Genomic DNA, 26345 nt, shown 5'->3' with positions numbered 1-26345 from the left:
GGGCCGCCAGAAGCCGAATGCGGCCCGTCCGGCGTGTGCGGCCGAAGCCCGAGCCTGGCGGGGGTGCCAGAAGCGACGCGTCAACCCGTCCGGCGTGTGCGGGCGGGCCCCGGGGCTGGGGCGGGGCGCCGGAAGCGAACCATCAGCCCGTCAGGCGTTTGTGGGGCACCTCCCGGCGGCAGCCGGGGGAGAGCGGCCCGCCCGGCAGTGAGGGCCCGAGTACCGCCCCGACCTGCGCACCGGTAACCTCCCCGTCATGTCCCCGCATGTCGCCATCGTCACGGATTCCACGGCCTACCTCCACCCCGAGGCCGTGCGCCGGCACAACATCTCCGTCGTGCCGCTCACCGTGGTCATCGGCGACGAAGCCCTCGAAGAGGGCACCGAAATCTCCGCCCCCGCCGTGGCACGAGCCCTCCAGCGGCGACATCCGGTCACCACCTCCCGTCCGTCCCCGGCCGAATTCGCCGCCGTCTACGAGGCCGTCGCGGACGCGGGCGCGGAGGCGATCGTCTCGCTCCACCTGTCCGGCGAGTTCTCCGGCACCTACGACGCGGCGCTGCTCGCGGCGAAGGAGGCGGCGGTACCGGTGCGGGTGGTCGACACCGGAATGGTCGCGATGGCGCTCGGCTTCACCGTCCTCGCGGCGGCCGAGACGGCGGAAGCGGGCGGCACCCCGGACGACATCGTCGCCGCCGCCGAGAAGCGGGCCGACGCCACCTCCGCGTACTTCTACGTCGACACGCTGGACTATCTGCGCCGGGGCGGCCGGATCGGCGCCGCCCAGGCGCTGTTCGGTTCCGCACTCGCCGTGAAGCCGCTGCTGCGCCTCGTCGACGGCCGGATCGAGCTGATGGAGAAGGTCAGGACGGCCTCCAAGGCGATCACCCGGCTGGAGGAGATCGTCGTCGAGCAGGCGGGCACCCGCCGGGTGACCCTCGCCGTCCACCACCTCGCCTCGGCCGACCGCGCGGCGGCCCTCGCGGACCGGCTGCGGGAGCGGGTGCCGGGCCTCGACGACCTGGTGGTCAGCGAGGTGGGCGCGGTGATCGGCGCGCACACCGGGCCGGGGCTGCTCGGGGTCGTCATCTCGCCGCACTGAGCGGGGTGGGTGCCCGTTGGGGGCATGGGGCTTCGGCGGCGTGGGCGACCTGCGCGGCCTGCGAGGTGCGCGGCCTGCGCGATGCGCGCGGTGTGAGCGGTCGGCGGGGCCGTCGGCCGGGGGTCTGAATCACCCTCACGGGTGACGGAGTTATCCACAATCGCCGAGTTGTCCACAGATTCAGACCAAGATCATCTTTCGGCGGTGATCGGGTCCAGCATCGGACCCATGAACTCTCTGGAACCGATCCGCACCGCCATCCGTCCGCAACGAAAGTCCGGCCCCGACCCGGCCGAGGTGCTCGAACGCGCCGCCGCGCTGTTCGGTACGGCGGTGGAGCGCGGCGCGCGGGAAGGGCCGCCGGGGGCGCGGTCGGAACCACCGGAACGGTCGGGGCCGTCGTCTAAGCCCACGTCTGAGTCCACGCCTGAGCCCTCGCCTGAGTCCACGCCTGCGCTCTCGGCCAAACCCTCGCCTGAGCCGCTGCCGCTGCCGCTGCCGCTGCCGCTGCCGCTGCCGCTGCCGCTGTCCGAGCGGCCCGCGGTGGCCGAGGAACCGACCGGTCCGGTACGACGCCTGCGCACCTGGCTCTTCGTCCGCTGCGGGCTGGAGTTCAAGACGGTGCTGGCGTTGGTGGCCGTACTGGTCATCGCGGGTGGCCTCGCGGTGCAGCACTTCGTGGCGGGCCGTCCCCGGACGATCGCGGTGCCGCCGCCGCTGTCGTCGTCGGGGAGGCCGCTGACGGCCGTGGGCGCCTCGGCCATGGCGTCGGCGGCCACGACCACCCCCGCGCCGAAACTCACCGTGGACATCGCGGGCAAGGTCGCCAAGCCGGGGCTACGGCGGCTTCCTTCCGGCTCCCGCGTCGCCGACGCCCTCTCCGCCGCCGGCGGCGCCCTCCCCGGCACGGACACCAGCACCCTCAACCTCGCCCGCCCCCTCACCGACGGCGAACAGATCCTGGTCGGCATCGCCCCGGCCCCCGGTGCCCCGGCCGATCCCGGCGACCCCGCAGCCGCCGCCCCCGGCTCCCCGGTCAGCCTCAACTCCGCCACCGCCGCCCAACTCGACGCCCTGCCCGGCGTCGGCCCCGTCCTCGCCCAGCACATCCTCGACTTCCGCACCCAGCACGGCTCCTTCACCTCCGTCGACCAACTGCGCCAAGTCCCCGGCATCGGTGACCGCAAATTCACCACCCTCAAGCCCCTGGTCCACCCATGACCCGCCCCGTGCCCGGCAACGACGACCCGGAGGGCGCTGGACCCGCGGCGAGCGAGCGGGCCGCTGTGCACGCGGCGGCGGCTTCGCGGCTCGGGGCCGCGAACCCACGGCAGGAGGGGCCGCCGGACTGGCGGTTGGTGTGCCCCGCGGTCGCGGCGTGGGGCGGGGCGGCGGTCGGGCCGGGGCTGGGGACGCGCGTCGGGACCGGGGTGGTGCTGGCGGCGCTCCTCGCGGGCGCGGCGCTGTTGGTGGCGGCAGGCGTGAGGGGCGGCGGGCGGCGGGAGTTGGGGGCGGCGCTGGCGGCGGTGGTGCTGTGCGGGGCGGTGGGGGCGGGCGCGGCCGTGCTCGGGGAGGCGGACCGGTATCGGGGGCCGGTGGCGGGGATGGCCGAGCGCGGGGCGGTGGCGGAGGTCGAGCTGCGGGTGACAGGCGACCCGACGGAGGCCCGCCCACGGGTACGGGGAGCCGCCCAGGCGCCACGGACGGCCGTCGTCGGGGGAGAGGCGTTACGGGTCGGCGGCACGCGCGTCAGGACGCCGGTGGTGGTGCTGGCCGAGGGGGACGTCGGGCGGTGGCTGAAGCTGCTGCCGTCCACGACGATCGCGGTCACGGCCCGGCTGGCCCCGGCGGACCGGCCGGGGGACAGGGCCGCCGCCCTGCTCAAGGCGCAGGGACCGCCCCGCGTCCTGGCACCGCCGAGCCTGCCGCAGCGCGTCGCGGGCCGACTCCGCGCGGGCCTGCGGGAGGCGAGCCGCCCACTGCCCTCGGACGCCCGAGCGCTGCTGCCGGGGCTGGTCGTGGGCGACACCACGGGCCTCACACCCGACCTGAAGGCCGCCTTCCGGGCCACCGACCTCACTCACCTCACGGCCGTCTCCGGAGGCAACCTCACGATCGTCCTGATCCTGCTGATCGGACCGCCGGGTGTGGCGATCAGGGCCGAACGACGCGGCCTGGCCGCCTCCTTGGGGCTGCCGCTCCGGCTGACGGCGCTGCTCGGCACGGGCCTGACGCTCGGATTCGTGCTGGTCTGCCGCCCGGACCCGAGCGTGTTGCGGGCCGCCGCCTGCGGGCTGATCACGCTGCTGGCCATCGGCACCGGCCGCCGCCGGTCCCTGCTCCCGGCGCTGGCCGCGGCGGTGCTGCTGCTGGTGCTGTACGAGCCGGAGCTGGCCCGCTCCTACGGCTTCGCGCTGTCGGTGCTCGCCACGGGCGCGCTGTTAACGCTGGCGCCCCGCTGGAGCGAGGCGTTACGGGCCAGGGGGGTGCCGCCGAGGCTGGCGGAGGCGCTGGCGGCGGCGGGGGCCGCGCAGGCGGTGTGCGGCCCGGTGATCGTGCTGCTGTCGGCTCGCCTCAGCCTGGTCGCGGTGCCGTGCAATCTGCTGGCGGAACCGGCGGTGGGTCCGGCCACGGTCCTCGGGTTCGGGGCACTGGCGCTCGCCCCGGTCGCGTTGCCCGCCGCCCGCGCGCTGGCGTGGCTCGCGGGCTGGCCGACCGGCTGGATCGCGGCGGTGGCCCGGCACGGCGCCGCGCTGCCGGGCGCCGAGGTCGCCTGGCCGGGCGGCTGGGCGGGCGCGGCGCTGCTGGCGGTGCTGACGGCGGCCGTCGTGGTCGGCGGCGGGGTGCTGCGGCGCAGGCCGTGGCTGTGCGTGGTGTGCGCGTTCCTGCTGCTGCTCGCGCTGGTGCGGCCGGTGGAGCTGCCGAGGTTCGTGGCGGGCTGGCCGCCGGGCGGCTGGCGGTTCGCGATGTGCGATGTCGGGCAGGGCGACGCCCTGGCGCTGTCGGCGGGTCCGGGCGCGGCGGTCGTGGTGGACGCGGGGCCGGAGCCGGACAAGGTCGACCGCTGCCTGCGGGACCTGCGCGTCACCTCCGTGCCGCTGCTGATCCTGACGCACTTCCACGCCGACCACGTGGACGGTCTGCCGGGGGTGCTGCGGGGCCGCAGGGTGGGCGCGATCGAGACGACGGTGCTGGGCGAGCCGCCGCGGCAGGCCGTGGCCGTACGGCGGGAAGCGGCGGCGGCCGGGGTGCCGATGGTGCTCGCGGCGGCGGGGGAGCGGCGCGGTCTCGGCCCGCTGGAGTGGCGGGTGCTGTGGCCGCCGCCCAGTGCGGCGGCGCTGCCCGACAACGGGCCGAACGACGCCAGTGTGGCGCTGCTGGTCCGCACCGGCGGTCTGACGCTGCTGCTGATGGGCGACCTGGAACCGGCCGCGCAGGAGCGGCTGTTGGCGCAGGCGCCGGATCTGCCGCGGGTCGATGTCCTGAAGGTGGCGCACCACGGTTCGGCGTATCAGGACGAGGAGCTGTTCGACCGGGTGCGGCCGCGGCTCGCGGTGATCTCGGTCGGCGCGGACAACCCCTACGGTCATCCGGCGGCCCGGACGGTCGCGGCGCTGCGGGCGCTGGGGGCAGTGGTGCTGCGGACGGACACCGACGGGTCGATCGCGGTGGCCGAGGACGGGCGGGGGGAGCTGCGGACGAGCGTGGCAGGGAAGGGGGCAGGAATATAAAGGATTCTTTGTAAAGGAGTGCTTGTAAGGGAAGCTTTCTAAAGATAGCTTTAGATACATGGAGGACAAGCCGATGGAGTCCAAGGTCCAGCTCACCGACCCGCGCGCCCTGCGCGCCTACGCGCACCCCACGCGGATGTCGCTCGTCGGGCTGCTCCGCCGCGAGGGGCCGTTCACGGCGACGCGGGCGGCGGAGCTGACCGGCGAATCCGTCGCCAGTTGCTCGTACCACCTGCGGATACTCGCCAAATACGGCCTGGTGGAAGAGGCACCGCCAGGACCCGGGCGGGAGAAGCCGTGGCGGGCGACGGCCGAGTTCACGAGTTGGCCCGGCTACTCCGAGGACACGGCGGTCGCGTCGGCGGCCGAGGCGCTGACGGTGGCCGTCGCCGAGAACTACTTCCACCGGATGACGCGGGCCATCGAGACGCGCGGCGCACTGCCCCGGACGTGGCAGGAGGCCGAGCGCTTCACGGACACGTCCCTGTATGTGACGCCCGACGAACTGACCGCGCTCGGCGAGGAGATCGACGCGCTCCTGGCCCGGTACGCCGACCGGATCAACGACCCGGCCCGCCGCCCCGAGGGCGCCCGGCGGGTGCCCTACCTCCAGATCGGCTACGTCGACCCCGAGCACCCCGAGGACGGCCGCCCTCCGGAACCCGACCCCGAGGAGAGGTGAGCGCCGTGGTGCCGGAACTGCTCAGGCAGCGCCCCTTCCGGCGGTACTGGACGGGCCAGACCGTCTCGCTGCTCGGCGACCAGATCACCTTCCTGGCCATTCCGCTCGCCGCCGTCCTCGTGCTGCACGCCGACGCGGCCCAGATGGGCTGGCTGTCGCTGGCGGGCCTGCTGCCCGCGCTGCTGTTCTCGCTCCCGGCCGGGGCCTGGGCCGACCGGCGCGGTCGCCGCAGGCGGACCATGATCGCCGTCGACCTGCTGAGGGCGGCCCTGATGGTCTCGCTCCCGGTGGGTTACGCCCTCGGGGTGCTCACCCTGGCGCAGCTCTACGCGGTCGCCTTCGCCGTCGGCACGCTCGCCGTCGTCTTCGACGTCTGCAACGCCACGCTGTTCGTGTCGCTGGTGCGCCCCGAGGAGTATGTGCGGGGCAATTCGCTGACCAGCGGCAGCCGGGCCTTCTCGTTCGTGGCGGGCCCCAGCGTCGGCGGCCTGCTCGTGCAGGTGCTCGCCGCACCGCTCGCGCTGCTCGCCGACGCCTGCTCGTATCTGGTCTCGGCCGTGCTGCTCGCGCGGATAGACCCGGTGGAACCACCGGCCGCGCCGCCGCGCAAAGGGCACTTCACGGCGGGGCTGCGCTTCATCGTCCGCTCCCGCGTGCTGCGCCCGCTCGCGGCGGCGGCTGCGACGGTGAACTTCTTCAACTTCGTCTTCCACACCCTGGTGATCCTCTACGCCGTCGAACAGCTCGGCCTGAACGCGGGGCTGTTGGGCATGGCCATCGGGGCCGGCGCGGTCGGCAGCGTGATCGGCGCGGTGCTCACCGGACGGATCGCCCGGTCGATCGGGGTCGGGCCGACCCTGGTCCTGGGATTCATAGGGTTCCCCGCGCCGCTGATCCTGATCCCGTTGGCGACCGGGCCGACACCGATGCTGCTCGCCGCCTTCTTCGCCGCTGAATTCGCCTCCGGCTTCGGCCTGATGCTGCTCGACATCGCCAGCGGCTCCTTGCAGAGCGCCGTCATACCCGACGCCCTGCGCTCACGGGTCAGCGGCGCCTTCCGCACCGTCAACTACGGTGTCCGCCCGCTCGGCGCGCTCGTCGGCGGCACCCTCGGCAGCGCGATCGGACTGCGCCCGACGCTGTGGATCGCCACCGTCGGCGGCCTGCTCAGCGTGCTGTGGCTGCTGCCCTCGCCGATACCGCGCATACGCGAACTCCCCGACGAGGAGCCCGACCCGGCGGCGGAAGCGCAAGCGGAGACGGAAGCGGCGGCGGATCGGAAGACGGCGGCAGCGACGTAGGCCCGCGCAGGCCGCCCCGCGTACCCCGCCCCGCTACTCCAGCCAGCCCTCGAACTGCGCGGCCAGCGCGTCCAGCGCCGACGTGTCGAGACGGGCGTCGCTGTCCTCGACGACCACCAGCCACTGGGCGTCCTCGGCGTCGTCCTCGCCCGCGAGGGCGTCCCGGACCAGGTGCGGTTCCTCGCGCAGGGCGAAGCGCGCGGTCAGCAGCTCGGCGACCTCCTCCGCGGCGTCGCGGTCGGGCAGCACCAGCACATGTCGTACGTCGCTCACCGCACCAGTGTCCCCGACGCGGTGCGGCGATGTCCGACCCCCGTGGGATGCTGGGCGGCGATGGCCAGGAAGACTGCTTCAGACGACCCGCTCGCTCCGCTCACGCTCGCCGTGGGCCAGGAGGACCTGCTGCTCGACCGCGCCGTGCGCGAGGTGGTCATGGCGGCCCGCGCGGCCGACGCGGACACCGATGTGCGGGACCTGGCCCCCGAGGCGCTCCAGCCGGGCACGCTGGCGGAGCTGACCAGCCCGTCGCTGTTCGCCGAGCGCAAGGTCGTGGTGGTGCGCAACGCGCAGGACCTGTCGGCGGACACGGTCAAGGACGTCAAGGCGTATCTGGCCGCGCCCGTCGAGGAGATCACGCTGGTCCTGCTGCACGCGGGCGGCGCCAAGGGCAAGGCGCTGCTGGACGCGGCGCGCAAGGCCGGGGCGCGCGAGGTGGCCTGCCCGAAGATGACGAAGCCCGCGGACCGGCTGGCGTTCGTGCGCGGCGAGTTCCGTACGCTGGGCCGCTCCGCGACGCCCGAGGCCACCCAGGCCCTGGTCGACTCGATCGGCAGCGACCTGCGGGAGCTGGCGAGCGCCTGCGCGCAGCTCGTCGCCGACATCGAAGGCACCATCGACGCGGCCGTGGTCGCCCGCTACTACACCGGCCGCGCCGAGGCCACCGGCTTCGAGGTCGCCGACCTCGCCGTCACCGGCCGTACCGCGGAGGCGCTGGAGCGGCTGCGCTGGGCGCTGTCCGTCGGCCAGCCGCTGCCCGGCATCACCTTCGCGCTGGCCTCCGGCGTCCGCGCCATCGGCAAGCTCGCCTCCGCGCCGCGCGGCGCCAACCCCGGCCAGCTCGCCAGGGACCTCGGCATGCCGCCCTGGAAGATCGACCGGGTCAGGCAGCAGATCCGCGGCTGGTCCGCGGACGGCGTCTCGACCGCCCTGCGGGCCGTCGCCGAGGCCGACGCCGCCGTCAAGGGCGGCAGCGCCGACCCCGCCTACGCCCTGGAGAAGGCCGTCGTCACCATCGCCCAGGCGTCCCGCGCCCGCTCCTGACCGGAGACCGGACCGCGCGGCCCTCGGACAGCGGCCCTCGTACAGAGCCCCCCGTGCAGCGGCAGCACCCCTCCGACAGCGGCCCTCGGACAACAGAACCGCCCGTCCGGGACTCCCGGACGGGCGGTTCACGTCAGTGCTCTCACTGGGTGCGGTCGCGCCCGCGTGGCGAACGCAGATCGTGCGCGACCGCGGTGGTGCGAAGTGCGGGTCCGGGCGGTAGAGGGGCCGCTGGGTCCGGTTGCCCGCGATGAATCGAAAGAGCGGAGATCAGAGAGCGGAGACCGACTGAGCCAGCGCCGACTTCTTGTTGGCGGCCTGGTTCTTGTGGATGACGCCCTTGCTGACGGCCTTGTCGAGCTTCTTGGCGGCGAGACGAGCGGCCTCGGTGGCCTTCTCGGCGTCACCGGCGGCCACGGCCTCGCGGGTGCGACGGATCGCGGTCTTCAGCTCGGACTTGACGGCCTTGTTGCGCAGGCGCGCCTTCTCGTTGGTCTTGTTCCGCTTGATCTGGGACTTGATGTTCGCCACGAAAGAGCCTTCTCAGGTTCGATTGATACTTGGGTTGCTGCTTGGGGTGTGCTGCTCGGGGTTTGCCGCTTGGTACTGAAACGAGCAGATGCCTCGGGTTAGAGGGCACGAGGCACAGTGCTCCAGGCTACCAGCCGTTCACAGGACGGCCCAAACCGGTGCCGGTGCCGCAACCATGGGACGATAGCCCTTACGCCAGCCCCGCTCGCCCCGAGCAACCAGCCCGCCCGACCCGAGAAAATGGACCCTGCGTGCCCGCGACCCCTTCCCATGTGCCGGAGCCGAGCCGTACCGACCCGGCGTTGATCCGCAACTTCTGCATCATCGCGCACATCGACCACGGCAAGTCCACCCTCGCCGACCGGATGCTCCAGCTCACCGGCGTCGTCGACGCACGCCAGATGCGCGCCCAGTACCTCGACCGGATGGACATCGAGCGCGAGCGGGGCATCACGATCAAGTCGCAGGCCGTCCGGCTGCCCTGGGCGCCGACCACGGGCGACGGCACCGGCAGCACGCACATCCTGAACATGATCGACACCCCGGGCCACGTCGACTTCACCTACGAGGTCTCGCGGTCGCTGGCCGCCTGCGAGGGCACGGTCCTGCTGGTCGACGCGGCGCAGGGCATCGAGGCGCAGACCCTCGCCAACCTCTACCTGGCGATGGAGAACGACCTGACGATCGTTCCCGTCCTGAACAAGATCGACCTGCCGGCCGCCCAGCCGGAGAAGTTCTCCGAGGAGCTGGCCAACCTCATCGGCTGCGACCCCTCCGATGTGCTCAAGGTCTCGGCGAAGACCGGCGTCGGCGTGGACGCGCTGCTCGACCGGGTGGTCCAGGACGTGCCGCCGCCGGTCGGCGTCGCCGACGCGCCCGCCCGCGCGATGATCTTCGACTCGGTCTACGACTCCTACCGGGGCGTGGTCACCTACGTCCGGGTCATCGACGGCCAGCTCACCAAGCGTGAGCGGATCAAGATGATGTCCACCGGCGCCACCCACGAACTGCTGGAGATCGGCGTCTCGTCGCCCGAGATGAAGCCGCACGACGGCCTCGGCGTCGGCGAGGTCGGCTATCTGATCACGGGTGTGAAGGACGTACGGCAGTCCAAGGTCGGTGACACCATCACCACCTTGAACCGCGGCGCGACCGAGGCGCTGGGCGGCTACAAGGACCCCAAGCCCATGGTGTTCTCCGGCCTCTACCCGCTGGACGGCTCCGACTACCCCGAGCTGCGCGAGGCGCTGGACAAGCTCCAGCTCAACGACGCGGCGCTGGTCTACGAGCCGGAGACGTCCGCCGCCCTCGGCTTCGGCTTCCGCGTCGGCTTCCTCGGCCTGCTGCACCTCGACGTGATCCGCGAGCGCCTGGAGCGCGAATTCGGCCTCGACCTGATCGCGACCGCGCCCAACGTGGTCTACCGCGTCGTCATGGAGGACCGCACCGAGCACACGGTCACCAACCCCAGCGAGTTCCCCGAGGGCAAGATCGCCGAGGTCTACGAGCCGGTGGTCAGGGCGACGGTGCTGGCGCCCACCGAGTTCATCGGCGCGATCATGGAGCTGTGCCAGAACCGGCGCGGCTCGCTGCTCGGCATGGACTACCTCTCCGAGGACCGGGTCGAGATCCGCTACACCCTGCCGCTGGCCGAGATCGTCTTCGACTTCTTCGACAACCTGAAGTCCAAGACCCGCGGCTACGCCTCGCTCGACTACGAGCCCACCGGCGAGCAGAGCGCCGACCTGGTCAAGGTCGACATCCTGCTGCACGGCGACAAGGTGGACGCCTTCTCCGCGATCACCCACAAGGACAAGGCGTACGCGTACGGCGTCCGGCTGGTGGCCAAGCTGCGCGAGCTGATCCCGCGGCAGAACTTCGAGGTGCCGATCCAGGCCGCCATCGGCGCCCGCGTGATCGCCCGCGAGACCGTCCGCGCCATCCGCAAGGACGTGCTGGCCAAGTGCTACGGCGGTGACATCTCGCGTAAGCGCAAGCTGCTGGAGAAGCAGAAGGAAGGCAAGAAGCGGATGAAGATGGTCGGCAACGTGGAGGTGCCGCAGGAGGCGTTCATCGCCGTCCTGTCGACCGACTCCGAGGGCGAGTCGAAGGCGAAGAAGTAGAAGAAGCAGGTGAGGGGCGGGGTCCGGGGCCGAAGCGGCAGGGGATGAGGCGAACGGGGCATCCGGGGCAACCGGCGGGCCTTCCCCTCTTACGCGCCGGGCGTCGGCCCTCTACCCTGATCCGACGTAGGTTACTGGTGAGTTAAGAACACAGGCGCGGGCCCGGAGGTTGTCGTGACCGACACACAGACGTTGATCGAGAATCGGCCGCCCTCCGTGGCGACGCTCTTTCTGGAGCGCGTGACGGCGACCCCCGACGCGGAGGCGTACCGCTTCCCCGTCCCGTCCGAGAGCGGCCAGGGCCCCGACACCTGGCAGGCGCTCACCTGGGGCGCCGCCGCCGAGCGGGTCTACGCCATCGCCGCCGGCCTGATGGACCTCGGCATCCGGCCCGAGGAGCGGGTGGCGATCTCGTCCAACACCTCGGTCGACTGGATCCTCGCCGACCTGGGCATCCTGTGCGCGGGCGCGGCCACCACCACCGTCTACCCGAGCACCAACGCCGACGAGACCGCGTTCATCCTCGCCGACTCCGGCAGCCGCGTCCTGATCGCGGAGAACGCGGCGCAGCTCGCCAAGGCCCGCGAGCGCCGCGCGGAGCTGCCCGAGCTGACGCATGTCGTGGTCATGGACGCGGCCGGGGCGGCCGACACGGACGGCGACGGCTGGGTGCTGTCGCTCGACGAGCTGATCAAGCGCGGCGCCGCCTACCTGGAGCGGCACCCGGCCGCCGTCACCGACGCCGTCGCCGCCATCACCAAGGACCAGCTCGCCACGCTCATCTACACCTCCGGCACCACGGGCCGCCCCAAGGGCGTCCGGCTGCCGCAGGACTGCTGGGCGTACATGGCGCGTGCCATCGAGGCGATCGGGCTGCTCGACGAGAACGACGTGCAGTACCTGTGGCTGCCCCTCGCGCACGTCTTCGGCAAGGTGCTGACCGCCGGGCACATCACCGTCGGCCACGTCACCGCCGTCGACGGCCGCGTCGACAAGATCATCGAGAATCTGCCGGTCGTCCAGCCGACCTACATGGCCGCCGTGCCGAGGATCTTCGAGAAGGTCTACAACGGGGTCGCCGCCAAGGCCAGGGCGGGCGGCGGCGCCAAGTACAAGATCTTCCTGTGGGCGGCCGAGGTCGCCCGCGAGTACGCCAAGGCCGCGCAGAACAGCATGCGGCTGACCGGCGTCCCGACCGTGCCGGTCGGCCTGCGCACCAAGCACGCGATCGCCGACAAGCTCGTCTACGCCAAGATCCGCGAGGCGTTCGGCGGGAAGCTGCGCGCCTGCGTGTCCGGCTCGGCCGCGCTCGCCCCCGAGATCGGCTACTTCTTCTCCGGCGCCGGAATCCACATCCTGGAGGGCTACGGCCTCACCGAGTCCAGCGCCGCCAGCTTCGTCAACCCCGGCGAGTCCTACCGCACCGGCACCGTCGGCAAGGCGCTGCCCGGCCTGGAGGTCCGGATCGCCGAGGACGGCGAGATCCTGCTGCGCGGCCCCGGCATCATGCAGGGCTACCACGGGCTGCCCGAGAAGACCGCCGAGGTGCTGGAGTCCGACGGCTGGTTCCACACCGGCGACATCGGCGAACTGTCGCCCGACGGCTTCCTGAAGATCACCGACCGCAAGAAGGACCTGATCAAGACCTCGGGCGGCAAGTACATCGCGCCCGCCGAGGTCGAGGGACAGTTCAAGGCGGTGTGCCCCTTCGTCAGCAACGTCCTGGTCGTCGGCGGCGGCCGGAATTTCTGTACGGCGCTGCTCGCCCTCGACGAGCCCACCATCCTCGTCTGGGCCGCGGAGCACGGCCTCGAAGGCCGCTCCTACGCCGAGGTCGTCGGCACCGACGAGGTCCGCGAACTCATCGCCAGCTACGTCCAGCGCGTCAACGACAACCTCCAGCGCTGGCAGCAGATCCGCGAATTCCGCGTCCTGCCCCGCGACCTCGACATCGAGCACGGCGACCTCACCCCGAGCCTGAAGCTCAAGCGCCCGGTCGTCGAGCGCGAATTCGCCCCGCTGATCGAGGAGATGTACGCCGGAGCGCGCGAGGCGTAAGCCTCCGCGAGAGCCTCCGCGAGCGGCGCGCAGGGTACCCCTCGCGGGCGCGCCGCGCCCGGAGTTGGCCGGGCGGGGACCGATTCGGGGGACCCCGGGGGTCACGCGGCGCGTTCGGACGGGTTCGGTGTGTCACGGTGGGTGCGTTGTCGCCGCATCCTCGGGAGCCGCCTGTGAGGCTCGACCCGCCACGCCCCCGCGAGGGCACCGGCACCCGTACCGCCAGCACCCGTACCGGCGCCGGTATCAGCACCGGCACCGCTTCCGGCACCACGCTGCCCGGCAATCAGCTCGCGGCGGGCGCCGCCCGGCGCTTCCTGCGGGCCGCGCTCGCCGACTGGACGAGCCAGGGCCTGCCGGAGGCCGCCGCGTTCACCGAACAGGTCGTGGACGACGCGATCCTGCTGGTCAGCGAGCTGGTGACCAACGCGGTGATCCACGCGGGCACCACCGTGGACGTCCTGTGCCGACTGGAGACGAGAGCGCAGGCGGCGGCGGAGGCGTTCGGGGACAGCGGGGCGCGGGAGCCCGGTCTGGTGATCGAGGTGTCCGACCAGTACCCGGCACGGGTGCTGCGCGGCGACGACCGGCCGGACCCCGGCGACCACAGGGAAGGCGGTCGCGGCCTGCAACTCGTCGCCGCCCTGTCCGACGCCTGGGGCATCAGCTACCGCCGCGACCGTAAAACCGTCTGGTGCCGCCTCGACCTCACCGGCCCGCCCCCGGCCGCAGGAAGCGAAGAGAGCGAAGACGAGAGCGAGGAGCCGCTCCGGCGCGGCCTGCGGGCCGCCGAGATCCTGGCGCCCGCGCCCTCCGGCTCCGCCCGGAAAGCGGACTCCGACTGGATCAACCGCGGCTCCCTGTCCTTCCTCGCCGAGGCGTCCGACCTGCTCGCGGGCCAGCTCGACGAGGACAACGTGGCCGTGCTGGCGACCCAGCTCCTCGTGCCGCGGCTCGCGGACTGGTGCGCGGTCTGGCTCTACGGGACCGGCGGCCGGCCACGGCTGTCCAGCGTCTGGCACGGCGCGGAGCACCGTATCGACGGCCTGCGCGCCGTACTGGAGAAAACCCCGCCCCCGCCGGGCCTGCGCTCCGGCACCCGCCTCGGCGGCGCCATGCCGTGGCCCTGGCCGGCCACCGACGACATGTGGGAGCACGGCGGCGCGCTGGCCGTACCACTGGTCGCCGCCGGGCGCTGGCACGGCACGCTGCTGCTCGGCCGCACCGGCCTGCTCGGTCTGCCGGGCGAGGTGGTCGGCCTGGTCGAGGACTTCGGGCGCCGGGTCGCGCTCGCCGTGGACACCGCGCGGCAGTACGCCCGCCAGGCGATGATCAGCACCGTCCTGCAACGCGGCCTGCTGCCGCCCGCCGCGGGCCGCATCCCCGGCGTCGACCACGCCGTGGTGTACGAGCCCACGGCCGGCGACTGGGTCGGCGGCGACTTCTACGACCTGTTCCCCGCGGGCGACGGCCGCTGGTGCTTCGCCCTCGGCGACGTCTGCGGCAACGGCCCCGAGGCCGCCTCGCTCACCGGTATCGCCCGCCCGGTCCTGCGGCTGCTGGCCCGCGAGGGCTACGGCGTCCCCGACGTCCTCGACCGCCTCAACAAGGCGCTCGCCGACGAGGCCGCCACCGCCCTGATCGGCGAGACCGGCGACTGGGAGGGCGGCCAGGCCCGCTTCCTGTCGCTGCTCTACGGCGAGATCGTGCCGTACGCCACCGGCCGCGGCGCCCGCTGCACGCTCGCCTCGGCCGGCCACCCGCTGCCGCTGGTCCTCACCCCGGACGGGCGGGTACGCGAGGCCGCGAGCCCGCAGATGCTGCTCGGCATCGGCGACGACACACGGTACGACTGCGAGTCCTTCGACCTCACCCCCGGCGAGACACTGCTGTGCGTCACCGACGGCGTCACCGAACGCCGCCGCGGGCACCGGCAGTTCGACGACGACGACGGCCTGGCGGCGGCGCTCGGCGGCTGCGTGGGGCTCAACGCCGTCGCCGTCGCGGAACGCATCCGGCGCGCGGTCCACGAGTACGACGACGCGCCGCCCGCCGACGACCTGGCGCTGCTGGTCCTCCAGGCGAGGTGAGCGCGCCAGGACCGGCATCCGACCGCGACCGGGACCGGCATCCGACCGGGACCGGGACCGCGACCCGAGCGAGGCCGGCGACCGCGCGGATTCGGGCACCTCGCGCGTACCGGATACTGGACAGATGCCTTCCGTACTGCCTGATGGTGAGCCCGTGCCCGCGGACGGGACGCTGCCCGCGCACGCGCTCGACGGGGCGGCGGACCGGCCGCTCGGCTTCTACCTGCACGTGCCGTACTGCGCGACGCGCTGCGGCTACTGCGACTTCAACACCTACACCGCCACCGAATTGCGCGGCTCGGGCGGCGCCCTCGCCTCCCGCGAGAACTACGCGGACGTGCTCACCGACGAGATCCGGCTGGCCAGGAAGGTCCTGGGCGACGACCCGCGTCCGGTCGAGACGGTCTTCGTCGGCGGCGGCACCCCGACGCTGCTGCCCGCCGCCGACCTCGTCCGCGCCCTGGCCGCGATCCGCGACGAATTCGGCCTCGCCGACGGCGCCGAGATCACCACCGAGGCCAACCCGGAGTCCGTCGACCCCGGCTACCTCGCGGAACTGCGCGCGGGCGGCTTCAACCGGGTGTCGTTCGGGATGCAGAGCGCGCGGCAGCACGTACTGAAGGTGCTGGACCGCACCCATACCCCGGGGCGGCCCGAGGCATGCGTCGCCGAGGCGCGCGCCGCCGGATTCGAGCACGTCAACCTCGACCTGATCTACGGCACGCCGGGGGAGTCCGACGACGACTGGCGCGCCTCCCTGGACGCGGCCGTCGCCGCGGGGCCCGACCACGTGTCCGCGTACGCGCTGATCGTCGAGGAGGGCACGCAGCTCGCCCGGCGGATCCGGCGCGGCGAGGTGCCCATGACCGACGACGACGTGCACGCCGACCGCTACCTCATCGCGGACGAGCGGCTGGCCGCCGCGGGCTTCACCTGGTACGAGGTCTCCAACTGGGCCACCACCCCCGCCGGGCGCTGCACCCACAACGAGCTGTACTGGACCGGCGCCGACTGGTGGGGCGCGGGACCCGGCGCCCACAGCCACGTCGGCGGCGTGCGCTGGTGGAACGTCAAGCACCCCGGCGCCTACGCGCAGGCCCTCGGCGAAGGACGCTCACCCGGCGCCGGGCGGGAGATCCTCACCGCGGAGGACCGCCGCGTCGAGCGCGTCCTGCTGGAACTGCGCCTCGCCGACGGCTGCCCCCTCGACCTCCTCGCCGAGGAGGGCGCCCGCGCCGCCGCCCGCGCGGTAACGGACGGCCTCCTGGAGGCCGGTCCTTACGCGGACGGCCGCGCCGTCCTCACCCTGCGCGGCCGACTCCTGGCCGACGCCGTCGTCAGGGACCTGGTCGACTAGGAGCCGCCCCGGGGCGGCTTCCCTACGGCGCCGTCACGAAGTCGATCAAGTGCTCCACCGCGCCCAGCAGCTCCGGCTGGAGGTCCTTGTAGGTGTGGACCGAGGCCAGGATCCGCTGCCACGCCTCACCCGTCGTCATGTTCCAGCCGAGGCTGCGGCAGACCCCCGTCTTCCAGTCCTCGCCGCGCGGGACGCGCGGCCACTCCCGGATGCCGACGGAGGACGGCTTCACGGCCTCCCACACGTCGATATAGGGGTGGCCGACGATCAGGACGTCCGCCCCGGTGACCGCCGCCGCGATACGGGACTCCTTGGAACCCGGCACCAGGTGGTCGACCAGAACGCCCAGGCGGGCGTCGGGCCCCGGCGAGAAGGACTCGACGATGGCCGGGAGGTCGTCCACCCCCTCCAGGTACTCGACCACGACGCCCTCGACGCGCAGGTCGTGCCCCCAGACGCGTTCGACCAGCTCGGCGTCGTGCCGGCCCTCGACGTAGATCCGTCCGGCGCGCGCCACCCGCGCCTTCGCGCCGGTGACCGCGATCGAGCCGGAGGCGGACAGCAGGGGCCCGCGCGGGCCCGGCGCCTGCGGGCGGACGAGGGTGACCTGCTTGCCGTCGATGAGGAAGCCGCGCGGCTCCATCGGGAAGACGCGGTGCTTGCCGAAGCGGTCCTCCAGCGTGACCGTCAGCCCCTCGGCGGTCTTCTCCACCCGCACCACGGCCCCGCAGAAACCGGTGCCGACCTCCTCGACCACCAGATCCCGCTCCGCGGCCACCTCGGGCGCGGGCGTACTCCGCTTCCACGGGGGAGTGAGGTCGGGGTCGTCGTAACTCCTGCTGCGCATGAGGGAGATCGTAACCAGGGCGGCTACGCGACGGACCCGAAGCGGGCCGCCAGCGCGTCGCGCTGGGCCCGTACGAAGCGGGCGTCGACCACCGCGCCGTGGCCGGGCACGTAACGGGCCGTCTCGCCGCCGAGGGCGAGCAGCGCGTCCAGGGTGCCAGGCCAGCGGTCGGGCGCCGCGTCGTCGTCGGCCTGCGGCTCGCCCGACTCCTCGACCAGGTCGCCGCAGAAGACCACGGCGGGATCGCTCGGGGTGGCGCCCGGCACGACCACCACCAGGTCGTTGCGGGTGTGGCCGGGGCCGGGGTGGACCAGCAGCACCGGACGGTCGCGGCCCAGGTCCAGGGCGTACTCACCGCTGACCGGGTGGCCGGGCAGCACCAGGGCCTCGGCGGCCCGCGCCGCCTCCGCCGGGTCGGTGCCGAAGGCGACCGCCGACTCGCGCAGCGCCTCCCGCTCGCGCCGCAGCAGCGCGGCCAGCGACGTCTGCCCGTACACCTCGGCGCCGGGGAAGGCCGCCGTGCCGAAGACGTGGTCGAAGTGGCCGTGGGTGAGCGCGACATGGGTGACGGTCCGGCCGGTCAGCGCCTCGACCTGGGCCCGCAGCTCGGCGCCCTCCCGCAGCGTGGAGCCGGTGTCGACCAGCAGCACACCGTCGTCGCCGACCACCAGTCCGATGGTCACATCCAGATGCGGCAGCCGCCGCCGCGCGACACCGGGAGCCAGCTGCTCCCACCCCGTGCCCTCCACCGGCTCCGCCGGTTCCGCAGATCTCACGTGACCGACGCTATCGCCGCCGCGCCCGCGCCGCCCGTCGTCCTCCGCCGTCCCCTGCCGCCCGTCGCCGACCGCCGCTCCGTCGCCTCGTACCGCCGCCCATCCCGCCACACTTCGCCCACCCGTACGGTGCCCTTGCCTCGCCCTCGCTACCTCGCCGTACACTTGCTGCGGGGCGGCTGGCACTCGAAACGCAGGAGTGCCAGGCCAGGGCGGTTTTAAGGACCGGTAGACGGACGAGGCCATACGGCTGGAGGTGCGCGATGCTGAGCGAACGCAGGCTCGAAGTGCTGCGTGCCATCGTCCAGGACTATGTCGGGACCGAGGAGCCGGTCGGCTCCAAGGCGCTCACCGAACGGCACCGGCTGGGCGTCTCGCCCGCCACCGTGCGCAACGACATGGCGGTCCTGGAGGACGAGGGATACATCGCCCAGCCGCACACCAGCGCTGGCCGCATTCCCACCGACAAGGGCTACCGGCTCTTCGTCGACAAGCTCGCGGGCGTCAAACCGCTGTCGTCGGCCGAGCGCCGCGCGATCCAGAACTTCCTGGACGGCGCGGTCGACCTCGATGACGTGGTCGGCCGTACGGTACGGCTGCTCGCGCAGCTCACCCGGCAGGTCGCCGTCGTGCAGTACCCGTCGCTGACCCGCTCGTCGGTCCGGCACGTGGAACTGCTGCCGCTGGCGCCCGCCCGCGTGATGCTCGTGCTGATCACCGACACCGGCCGGGTCGAACAGCGGCTCATCGACTGCTCCGCGCCGATCGGCGAGACCGTGCTCGGCGACCTGCGCGCCCGGCTCAACAGCCGGGTCGTCGGCCGCCGCTTCGCGGACGTGCCCCCGCTGGTCCAGGACCTGCCGGACGGCTTCGACCCGGACGACCGCCCCGCGGTCACCGCCGTGCTCGCCACGCTCCTCGAAACGCTCGTCGAGGAGACCGAGGAGCGGATCATGCTCGGCGGCGCGGCGAATCTCACCCGGTTCAACCACGACTTCCCGCTGACGATCCGGCCGGTGCTCGAAGCACTCGAAGAGCAGATGGTGCTCCTCAAACTGCTCGGCGAGGCCAAGGATTCGGGCATGACCGTACGGATCGGTCATGAGAATTTTCACGAGGGGCTCAATTCCACTTCGGTGGTGGCGGTCGGCTACGGTTCGGGCGACGAGGCAGTCGCCAAACTCGGCGTGGTCGGACCGACCCGCATGGACTACCCCGGAACGATGGGAGCGGTACGCGCAGTGGCACGTTACGTCGGACAGATCCTGGCGGAGTCGTAAGTGGCCACGGACTACTACGCCGTTCTCGGCGTGCGCCGCGACGCAGGCCCGGACGAGATCAAGAAGGCGTTCCGCCGGCTCGCCCGTGAGCTGCACCCGGACGTCAATCCGGACCCCAAGACGCAGGAGCGGTTCAAGGAGATCAACGCCGCCTACGAGGTGCTCTCCGACCCGCAGAAGAAGCAGGTCTACGACCTCGGCGGCGATCCGCTGGCCGCCGGTGGCGGAGGCGGCGCGGGCGGCTTCGGCGCGGGCTTCGGCAACTTCAGCGACATCATGGACGCCTTCTTCGGGCAGTCGCAGCAGCGCGGGCCGCGCTCGCGCACCCGGCGCGGCCAGGACGCGATGATCCGGCTGGAGATCGAGCTGGACGAGGCCGCGTTCGGCACCACCAAGGACATCCAGGTCGACACCGCCGTGACCTGCGGCACCTGCAACGGCGAGGGGGCCGCGCCCGGCACCGCCGCGCAGACCTGCGACATGTGCCGCGGTCGCGGCGAGGTCTCCCAGGTCACCCGGTCCTTCCTTGGCCAGGTCATGACGTCCAGGCCCTGCCCGCAGTGCCAGGGCTTCGGCACCGTCGTGCCCACCCCCTGCCCCGAGTGCGCGGGCGACGGCCGGGTCCGCTCCCGCCGTACGCTCACCGTCAAGATCCCCGCGGGTGTCGACAATGGCACACGTATCCAGCTCGCGGGCGAGGGCGAGGTCGGCCCCGGCGGCGGCCCGGCCGGTGACCTCTACGTCGAGATCCGCGAGGTCCCGCACCCGGTCTTCCAGCGGCGTGGCGACGACCTGCACTGCACGGTCACCATCCCGATGACGGCCGCGTCCCTCGGCACCAAGTGCCCGCTGGAGACGCTGGACGGCCTGGAGGAGATCGACATCAGGCCCGGCACGCAGTCCGGCCAGTCCATCCCGCTCCACCAGCGCGGTGTCACGCACCTGCGCGGCGGCGGGCGCGGCGACCTCGTCGTGCACGTCGAAGTCCTCACCCCCAGCAAGCTCGACGCCGAGCAGGAGAATCTGCTGCGGCAGCTCGCCGTGCTGCGCGGCGAGGAGCGGCCCCTGGGGCAGTTCGCGCCGGGCCAGCAGGGCCTCTTCTCCCGTCTCAAGGACGCCTTCAACGGGCGGTAGCGCGCCCGCGCTCCGCACGAGGATTCCCCTGCGGGGGGTGAGCCGGTCTTTTCAGGGGCGCGGGGAACCGCGGACCGGCCGAATGGCTCCCGCGGGTCAACAGCGGCCCCAGAGGGGCGGATCGGTATGTCCTCGGACCACCGGCCCGGCGGGGGCATGTCGCGCGGTTGCCCGCGCCCCTGAAAAACGAGGCACCGCCTCACGTGAGGCGGACGCGGGGGCCGCGCCCCGCACGGGGTACCGCACCTCGCCGGGAGGCGGCATGGCACGATGAACGTCATGTCCGCGTTGACCGATCTCTCGTCGTTCTCGGCGTATCCGATCATTCAGGCGCCGATGGCCGGAGGCGCGTCGAATCCGCAGCTCGCCGCGGCCGTGGGGGCGGCGGGCGGCCTGGGCTTCCTGGCCGCCGGGTACAAGACCTCCGAGGCGATGTACGAGGAGATCCGGCAGGTCCGGCATCTCAGCTCGCACCCGTTCGGGGTGAATCTGTTCATGCCGCAGCCCGCGACGGCCGATCCGTCCGCGGTCGCGGTGTACGCCGAGCAGCTGGCGGGGGAGTCCGCCTGGTACGGGACGCCGCTGGGCGACCCGGACAGCGGGACCGACGACGCGTACGACGCGAAGGTCGCGATCCTGCTGGAGGACCCGGTGCCGATGGTGAGCTTCACCTTCGGGTGTCCGGAGCGCTCGGTGCTCGACGCCTTCGCGAAGGCCGGTACGTACACGGTCGTGACGGTCACCTCGCCGTCCGAGGCGCTGGCCGCGCAGTGGTCGGGGGCGGACGCGGTGTGCGTCCAGGGTGTGGAGGCGGGCGGCCACCAGGGCACCCACCGCGACGACCCGCAGCTCGACGGCGCGGGTTTCGGGCTGCTGTCGCTGGTGCCGCAGGTACGCGAGGCCGTGCAGCTGCCGCTGATCGCGGCGGGCGGGCTGATGCGCGGCGGGCAGGTCGCGGCGGTGCTCGCGGCGGGCGCGGACGCGGCGCAGCTCGGCACGGCGTTCCTGGTCTGCCCGGAGTCCGGGGCGAGTCCGCTGCACAAGCGGGCCGTCACCGATCCGGTCTTCGCCCGCACCGAACTGACCCGCGCCTTCTCCGGGCGGCCCGCGCGCGGGCTGCTCAACCGCTTCATCCGCGAGCACGGGCCGTACGCGCCGCCCGGATACCCGCAGATCCACCACCTCACCTCCGGGCTGCGCAAGGCCGCCGCCGCGGCGGGCGATCCGCAGGGCATGGCCCTGTGGGCCGGTCAGGGTCACCGGCTGGCCCGTGACGTCTCCGCCGGGCGCCTGGTCGAACTCCTCGTCGAAGAACTCCACGCCGCCCGGGAGGCGCTCGCATGACGGCCCCCGTCTTCCTGGTCGAACCCGCCGCGCTGGACGGCTCCCCGTCCACCGTCACCCTCACCGGGCCCGAGGGGCGGCACGCGGTCTCCGTGCGCCGCCTCACGCCCGGCGAGGCGATCGTCCTCACGGACGGGGGCGGGCGCGGGGCGTACGGGGTGGTCGCCGCCGTCTCCGGCAAGGACGTGCTCGACGTCGAGGTACGCGAGACGCGGGTCGAACCCGAGCCCGCCGTGCGGATCACCGTCGTCCAGGCGCTGCCCAAGGGGGACCGCGGGGAGCTGGCCGTCGAGACCATGACGGAGGCCGGGGTCGACGCCGTCGTTCCCTGGGCGGCGGCCCGCTGTGTCACCCAGTGGCGCGGTGACCGGGGCGCCAAGGCCCTGGCGAAGTGGCGGTCCACCGCGCGGGAGGCCGCCAAGCAGGCGCGGCGCCTGCGGTTTCCCTCCGTGGCGGACCTGATGACGACCCGTCAGGTCGCCGGGCTGTTGGCCGGCGCCGAATTCGCCGGGGTCCTCCATGAGGAGGGCTCGGCCGCGCTGGCCTCCGCCGCGCTGCCCGCGTCCGGGTCCGTCGTACTCGTCGTCGGGCCGGAAGGCGGGGTCTCCGCCGAGGAGATCGCCACGCTCGCCGCCACCGCCTACCGCCTGGGCCCCACCGTCCTGCGCACCTCCACCGCCGGGGTGGCCGCCGCCTCCGTCCTCCTCGCCCGCACCGGCCGCTGGTCCTGACCTTCCGACCCACCCGGCCTTACGGGCGGGGCAGCCACCCGTAAGGGGAAGGTCCTGCCTTCGGGGGATTTACGGGAGGGCGGTCGCGGGCGGAGGTTGGGGGGATGGGACGAATGGGGACATGGGGAGCCGGGGGGATGGCCGTGACGGCCGCCCTCATGGCGATGACGATCAGCGGATGCGACCCGGCGGACGGGCTGGGGGCGAGCGCGGTGTCGGCGACGACCGACCAGTTGGCGACGCGGGCGCTCAAGAAGGACAACATTGACGTGAGTTGGCTGTCGTGCAGCGCGACGACGGGCAGGACCGAGGACGACGTCGACTGCCTCGGCCGGACCGACCACGACGAGAAGATCACCGTAAAGGGCACGGTGACCAAGCAGTTGGACGACAAGTGCGTCCAGGGCCACCTGACCGCGGTGGTCGGAAAGAAGACCGTCTTCGACGTACGAGGTCTCGGAAACTGCTCGGCGAAGACATGATCGCCGTCGCTAGGCTGGCGTGGTGACCGACCACGACCAGCACGTGACGCGGCAGCCGCGCCCGAGCGCGCCGCAGCCCTCCTACCTCCGACACCCGCACCCGCACGGCGACTTCCTCGCGTTCGCCGCCGAGGACGATGTGTGGGTCGCGCCGCTGGACGGCGGCCGGGCGTGGCGGGTGAGCGCGGACAACATGCCGGTCGGACGGCCCAGGGTCTCGCCCGACGGCGAGTGGGTGGCGTGGACGTCGACCAGGGACGGGGCGCCCGAGGTGCACGCCGCGCCCCTGGAGGGCGGCCAGGCCAGCCGGTTGACGTACTGGGGCAACGTACGGACGGCCGTGCGGACGTGGACGCCGGACGGCGAGCTGGTCGCGGTCACGCCGTACGGCGAGGCGTCCTCGCGGCGGACATGGGCGCGGGCGGTGCCGCTGGACGGCGGGCCCGCGCGGACCCTGCCGTACGGTCCGGTCGGCGATCTCGCGTACGGCCCGGACGGCGCGGTGCTGATCCAGTCGCCGACGATGAGCAGGGAAGCCGCGCACTGGAAGCGCTACCGCGGCGGCACGGCGGGCAAGTTGTGGATCGACCGCGCGGGCGACGGCGCCTTCGAGCGGGTGCACCAGGACCTCGACGGCAACATCGAGTGCCCGATGTGGGTCGGCGACCGCATCGCGTTCCTGTCCGACCACGAGGGCGCCGGAGCGCTCTATTCGAGCCTGCCCGACGGCACCGGCCTGCGCCGCCACACCCCCGCGGACGGCATCGACGGCTTCTACGCCCGGCAGGCCGCCACCGACGGCGCCCGCGTGGCGTACATGGCCGGGGGCCGCGTCCACCTGCTGGACGACCTGACCGACGCCGACGCGGCACCGCGCGAGATCGAGGTACGCCTCGGCGGCCAGCGCGCCGACCTGCGGCCGTACCCCGTACGCGCCGCCCGGTACCTCGGGGACGCGCGCCCCGACCACACCGGCCGGGGCAGCGCCCTGGAGATCCGCGGCACCACGCACTGGCTGACCCACCGCGGCGGCCCGGCACGGGCGTTGGCGGCCGACCCCGGCGTCCGTACCCGGCTGCCGCGGGTGTTCGGGCAGGGCGGCGCCGACGGCGAGCAGCAGGTGGTGTGGGTCACCGACGCGGACGGCGAGGACGCCCTGGAGGTCGCCCCCGCCGTCGGCCTGCCGGCCGGCACCGCGCCGCGCAGGCTCGCCGCGGGCCGCCTGGGCCGGGTGCTGCACATGGAGGTCTCGCCGGACGGCCACCGCATCGCCGTCGCCTCGCACGACGGCCGGGTGCTGCTGGTCGAGACGCAGACCGGCGAGGTGCGCGAGGTGATCGCGGGCGACTCGGGCGACGCGTCCGGCCTCGCCTTCTCACCCGACTCGGCCTGGCTCGCCTGGTCGCAGCCGGGCCCCGGCGAACTGCGGCAGTTGAAGATCGCCGCCACCGCCGACCTGTCGGTGGCCGACGCGACCCCGCTGCGGTTCAACGACTTCGCGCCCGCCTTCACCACCGACGGCCGCCACCTGGCGTTCCTGTCCGAGCGCGCCTTCGACCCGGTCTACGACGCGCACGTCTTCGACCTGTCCTTCCCCAACGCCTGCCGCCCGCACCTGATCACGCTGTGCGCGACGACGCCCTCGCCGTTCGGCCCGCAGCGCCACGGCCGCCCGTACGACGCCGACGAGGACGACCAGGACGGCCCGGCCAAGGAGGAGCAGGACGGCGCGGGGAAGGAGAGCGGCGGCGAGGGCAAGAAGGACGACCGGCCGCGTACGCCCGTCACCCGCGTCGACCTGGAGGGCCTGGCCGACCGGATCGTGCCCTTCCCCGTCGAGGCCGGGCACTACTCGGGGCTGCGCGCCGCCAAGGGCGGTGTGCTGTGGCTGCGCCACCCGCTGGTCGGCGCGCTCGGCGCGGCCCTGGCCACCCCGGACGCCCAGCCGCCCAACACCGTGCTGGAGCGGTACGACCTGGCGCAGCTCCGTATCGAGGAGATCGCCGACGACGCCGACGCCTTCGCGGTCACCGGCGACGGCGCCAAGGTGCTGCTCACCAACGGATCGCGGCTGCGGATCACGCCCGCCGACAGCAAGTCCGACGCGGACGACGAGTCCGGCGGCTCCGTCACCGTCGACCTGACCCGGGTCCGGGTCACCGTCCGCCCGCAGGACGAGTGGCGGCAGATGTACGACGAGACGCACCGGCTCATGCGCGACAACTTCTGGCGCGCCGACATGGGCGGCGTCGACTGGGCGGCGGCGGGCGAGCGCTACCGGCCGCTGCTCGACCGAATCGCCACCCACGACGACCTGATCGACCTGCTGTGGGAGCTGCACGGCGAGCTGGGCACCTCGCACGCCTACGTCATCCCGTCCGGCGGCCACTTCGACCCGCTGCACCGGCAGGGTCTGCTCGGCGCGGACATCTCCCGTACGGAGGACGGCGGTTGGCGGATCGACCGGGTGCTGCCCGGCGAGTCCTCCGACCCGTACGCCCGCTCCCCGCTGGCCGCGCCGGGCGTCGCCGTCCGCGCGGGCGACCTCCTGCTGGCGGTGGACGGCCACCGCGTCGACCCGGTGACGGGACCGGGACCGCTGCTGGTCGGCACCGCGGGCAAGCCGGTGGAACTGACCGTCGCCCCCGCCGCGGGCGGCCCCGTACGCCATGTCGTGGCCGTACCGCTCGCCGACGAGGAACCGCTGCGCTACCACGACTGGGTCGCCGGCCGCCGCGCCCACGTCCACCGCGCGTCCGGCGGGCGGCTGGGCTATCTGCACGTGCCCGACATGGTCGGCAGCGGCTGGGCGCAGCTCCACCGCGACCTGCGCGTCGAGGTCGCCCGCGAGGGCCTGGTCGTGGATGTCCGCGAGAACCGCGGCGGCCATACGTCGCAGCTCGTCGTGGAGAAGCTGGCGCGTCGGGTCGTCGGCTGGGACCTGCCGCGCGACGCGCACCCGGTCAGCTATCCGCAGGATGCCCCGCGGGGGCCGATTGTGGCTGTCGCCAACGAGTTCTCCGGGTCCGACGGGGATATCGTCAACGCCGCGATTCGGGCTCTCGGCATCGGGCCTGTGGTCGGTACCCGCACCTGGGGCGGGGTCATCGGCATCGACAACCGGTACCACCTGGTCGACGGGACGGCTGTCACGCAGCCGAAGTACGCCTTCTGGTTGGAGGGGTACGGCTGGGGCGTCGAGAACCATGGGGTTGATCCGGACGTCGAGGTTGTTCACGCTCCGCAGGATTCGGTTGGCGGGCGGGATCCGCAGCTTGACACTGCCGTGGGCATGGCGCTTGCCGCCCTGGAGGAGTCTCCGGCCAAGAGGCCGCCGGAGCTGCCGGGTATGGGCGGTTGATCGGGTCGGCGGTGGTTGGCCCTTCGGGCCTGGTTTTTCCCGCCCGCCCACCCGTGCGGGTGTTTTCTTCGTCTGCGGGTGCCGCTTGTGCCTGG

Annotated in this window: 20 protein-coding genes; 16 read left to right on the top strand and 4 right to left on the bottom strand. The window is 73.3% G+C overall.

Annotation, left to right across the window (positions count from 1 at the left end; all coding sequences use genetic code 11):
* The first annotated feature begins 256 nt into the window (after positions 1 to 256).
* The 5 genes from ACIP4Z_RS02605 to ACIP4Z_RS02585 all read left to right on the top strand — a co-directional run bounded on the left by ACIP4Z_RS02605 (position 257) and on the right by ACIP4Z_RS02585 (position 6816).
* Complete coding sequence (locus tag ACIP4Z_RS02605; protein ID WP_355348894.1) at positions 257 to 1102, top strand: DegV family protein; 846 nt, start codon at positions 257 to 259, stop codon at positions 1100 to 1102.
* Positions 1103 to 1330: 228 nt separating this feature from the next.
* Positions 1331 to 2323 carry a helix-hairpin-helix domain-containing protein gene (locus ACIP4Z_RS02600; RefSeq protein WP_401304485.1) on the top strand — a complete coding sequence of 331 codons (993 nt, stop codon included), beginning with the start codon at positions 1331 to 1333 and terminating at the stop codon, positions 2321 to 2323.
* A complete protein-coding gene (locus ACIP4Z_RS02595; protein ID WP_401304483.1) occupies positions 2320 to 4833 on the top strand; it encodes a ComEC/Rec2 family competence protein in 2514 nt (837 codons plus the stop codon). The genes ACIP4Z_RS02600 and ACIP4Z_RS02595 overlap by 4 nt, the downstream gene beginning before the upstream one ends.
* Positions 4834 to 4891: 58 nt before the next feature.
* The gene (locus ACIP4Z_RS02590) at positions 4892 to 5515 is read left to right on the top strand and encodes a helix-turn-helix domain-containing protein (protein WP_401304480.1); all 624 of its coding nucleotides are present in this window, start codon (positions 4892 to 4894) and stop codon (positions 5513 to 5515) included.
* The gene (locus ACIP4Z_RS02585; RefSeq protein WP_401304477.1) at positions 5512 to 6816 is read left to right on the top strand and encodes an MFS transporter; all 1305 of its coding nucleotides are present in this window, start codon (positions 5512 to 5514) and stop codon (positions 6814 to 6816) included. Before ACIP4Z_RS02590 ends, ACIP4Z_RS02585 begins: the two co-directional genes overlap by 4 nt.
* Before the next feature lie 33 nt (positions 6817 to 6849).
* On the opposite strand, the gene ACIP4Z_RS02580 is transcribed toward ACIP4Z_RS02585, so the two are convergent.
* On the bottom strand, positions 6850 to 7089 hold the full coding sequence (locus ACIP4Z_RS02580) for a hypothetical protein (protein ID WP_391047534.1): 240 nt from the start codon (positions 7087 to 7089) through the stop codon (positions 6850 to 6852).
* A gap of 60 nt (positions 7090 to 7149) precedes the next feature.
* Here ACIP4Z_RS02580 and holA point away from each other — a divergent pair, with 60 nt between their 5' ends.
* Positions 7150 to 8136, top strand: a complete 987-nt coding sequence (gene holA, locus ACIP4Z_RS02575) for a DNA polymerase III subunit delta (protein WP_355348876.1) — start codon at positions 7150 to 7152, stop codon at positions 8134 to 8136.
* A gap of 270 nt (positions 8137 to 8406) precedes the next feature.
* On the opposite strand, the gene rpsT is transcribed toward holA, so the two are convergent.
* A complete protein-coding gene (rpsT, locus tag ACIP4Z_RS02570; protein WP_188280821.1) occupies positions 8407 to 8667 on the bottom strand; it encodes a 30S ribosomal protein S20 in 261 nt (86 codons plus the stop codon).
* A gap of 251 nt (positions 8668 to 8918) precedes the next feature.
* On the opposite strand from rpsT, the gene lepA reads away from it, so the two are divergent.
* The 4 genes from lepA (at position 8919) to hemW (ending at position 16295) form a co-directional block, all read left to right on the top strand.
* Positions 8919 to 10790 (top strand): translation elongation factor 4, encoded by a 1872-nt coding sequence (gene lepA / locus ACIP4Z_RS02565; protein WP_355348872.1) that lies wholly within the window; start codon positions 8919 to 8921, stop codon positions 10788 to 10790.
* Positions 10791 to 10964: 174 nt separating this feature from the next.
* A complete protein-coding gene (locus ACIP4Z_RS02560; RefSeq protein WP_401304471.1) occupies positions 10965 to 12848 on the top strand; it encodes an AMP-dependent synthetase/ligase in 1884 nt (627 codons plus the stop codon).
* A gap of 173 nt (positions 12849 to 13021) precedes the next feature.
* The gene (locus tag ACIP4Z_RS02555; protein WP_401304468.1) at positions 13022 to 14938 is read left to right on the top strand and encodes a SpoIIE family protein phosphatase; all 1917 of its coding nucleotides are present in this window, start codon (positions 13022 to 13024) and stop codon (positions 14936 to 14938) included.
* Between the two features lie 124 nt (positions 14939 to 15062).
* Positions 15063 to 16295, top strand: a complete 1233-nt coding sequence (gene hemW, locus ACIP4Z_RS02550) for a radical SAM family heme chaperone HemW (RefSeq protein ID WP_355348866.1) — start codon at positions 15063 to 15065, stop codon at positions 16293 to 16295.
* Between the two features lie 22 nt (positions 16296 to 16317).
* On the opposite strand, the gene ACIP4Z_RS02545 is transcribed toward hemW, so the two are convergent.
* Complete coding sequence (locus tag ACIP4Z_RS02545; protein WP_355348863.1) at positions 16318 to 17142, bottom strand: DUF3097 domain-containing protein; 825 nt, start codon at positions 17140 to 17142, stop codon at positions 16318 to 16320.
* A 23-nt stretch (positions 17143 to 17165) separates the two neighbouring features.
* Complete coding sequence (locus tag ACIP4Z_RS02540; protein ID WP_391047523.1) at positions 17166 to 17918, bottom strand: MBL fold metallo-hydrolase; 753 nt, start codon at positions 17916 to 17918, stop codon at positions 17166 to 17168.
* A gap of 263 nt (positions 17919 to 18181) precedes the next feature.
* On the opposite strand from ACIP4Z_RS02540, the gene hrcA reads away from it, so the two are divergent.
* The 6 genes from hrcA (at position 18182) to ACIP4Z_RS02510 (ending at position 26250) form a co-directional block, all read left to right on the top strand.
* The gene (gene hrcA, locus ACIP4Z_RS02535; protein WP_355348857.1) at positions 18182 to 19198 is read left to right on the top strand and encodes a heat-inducible transcriptional repressor HrcA; all 1017 of its coding nucleotides are present in this window, start codon (positions 18182 to 18184) and stop codon (positions 19196 to 19198) included.
* Complete coding sequence (dnaJ, locus tag ACIP4Z_RS02530) at positions 19199 to 20332, top strand: molecular chaperone DnaJ (protein ID WP_355348854.1); 1134 nt, start codon at positions 19199 to 19201, stop codon at positions 20330 to 20332.
* Positions 20333 to 20602: 270 nt separating this feature from the next.
* On the top strand, positions 20603 to 21676 hold the full coding sequence (locus ACIP4Z_RS02525) for a nitronate monooxygenase (protein ID WP_391047520.1): 1074 nt from the start codon (positions 20603 to 20605) through the stop codon (positions 21674 to 21676).
* Positions 21673 to 22407 carry a 16S rRNA (uracil(1498)-N(3))-methyltransferase gene (locus ACIP4Z_RS02520; protein WP_391047518.1) on the top strand — a complete coding sequence of 245 codons (735 nt, stop codon included), beginning with the start codon at positions 21673 to 21675 and terminating at the stop codon, positions 22405 to 22407. Before ACIP4Z_RS02525 ends, ACIP4Z_RS02520 begins: the two co-directional genes overlap by 4 nt.
* A gap of 137 nt (positions 22408 to 22544) precedes the next feature.
* Complete coding sequence (locus ACIP4Z_RS02515) at positions 22545 to 22889, top strand: hypothetical protein (RefSeq protein WP_401304461.1); 345 nt, start codon at positions 22545 to 22547, stop codon at positions 22887 to 22889.
* Positions 22890 to 22911: 22 nt separating this feature from the next.
* Positions 22912 to 26250, top strand: a complete 3339-nt coding sequence (locus ACIP4Z_RS02510; protein ID WP_401304458.1) for a S41 family peptidase — start codon at positions 22912 to 22914, stop codon at positions 26248 to 26250.
* Positions 26251 to 26345 lie beyond the last annotated feature (95 nt).

The organism is Streptomyces sp. NPDC088910 (assembly GCF_044749865.1).
Classification (GTDB): Bacteria; Actinomycetota; Actinomycetes; order Streptomycetales; family Streptomycetaceae; genus Actinacidiphila.
The sequence above is the reverse complement of the archived record's forward strand: the minus strand, read 5'-3'. Positions and strand labels throughout refer to the sequence as shown.

What these genes read in the sequence shown, in the direction of transcription:
- ACIP4Z_RS02605 (WP_355348894.1), top strand. Translation starts at nt 257, where the DNA reads ATGTCCCCGCATGTCGCCATCGTCACGGATTCCACGGCCTACCTCCAC.
- ACIP4Z_RS02600 (WP_401304485.1), top strand. Translation starts at nt 1,331, where the DNA reads ATGAACTCTCTGGAACCGATCCGCACCGCCATCCGTCCGCAACGAAAG.
- ACIP4Z_RS02595 (WP_401304483.1), top strand. Translation starts at nt 2,320, where the DNA reads ATGACCCGCCCCGTGCCCGGCAACGACGACCCGGAGGGCGCTGGACCC.
- ACIP4Z_RS02590 (WP_401304480.1), top strand. Translation starts at nt 4,892, where the DNA reads ATGGAGGACAAGCCGATGGAGTCCAAGGTCCAGCTCACCGACCCGCGC.
- holA (WP_355348876.1), top strand. Translation starts at nt 7,150, where the DNA reads ATGGCCAGGAAGACTGCTTCAGACGACCCGCTCGCTCCGCTCACGCTC.
- hemW (WP_355348866.1), top strand. Translation starts at nt 15,063, where the DNA reads ATGCCTTCCGTACTGCCTGATGGTGAGCCCGTGCCCGCGGACGGGACG.
- ACIP4Z_RS02545 (WP_355348863.1), bottom strand. Translation starts at nt 17,142, where the DNA reads ATGCGCAGCAGGAGTTACGACGACCCCGACCTCACTCCCCCGTGGAAG.
- hrcA (WP_355348857.1), top strand. Translation starts at nt 18,182, where the DNA reads ATGCTGAGCGAACGCAGGCTCGAAGTGCTGCGTGCCATCGTCCAGGAC.
- ACIP4Z_RS02525 (WP_391047520.1), top strand. Translation starts at nt 20,603, where the DNA reads ATGAACGTCATGTCCGCGTTGACCGATCTCTCGTCGTTCTCGGCGTAT.
- ACIP4Z_RS02520 (WP_391047518.1), top strand. Translation starts at nt 21,673, where the DNA reads ATGACGGCCCCCGTCTTCCTGGTCGAACCCGCCGCGCTGGACGGCTCC.
- ACIP4Z_RS02515 (WP_401304461.1), top strand. Translation starts at nt 22,545, where the DNA reads ATGGCCGTGACGGCCGCCCTCATGGCGATGACGATCAGCGGATGCGAC.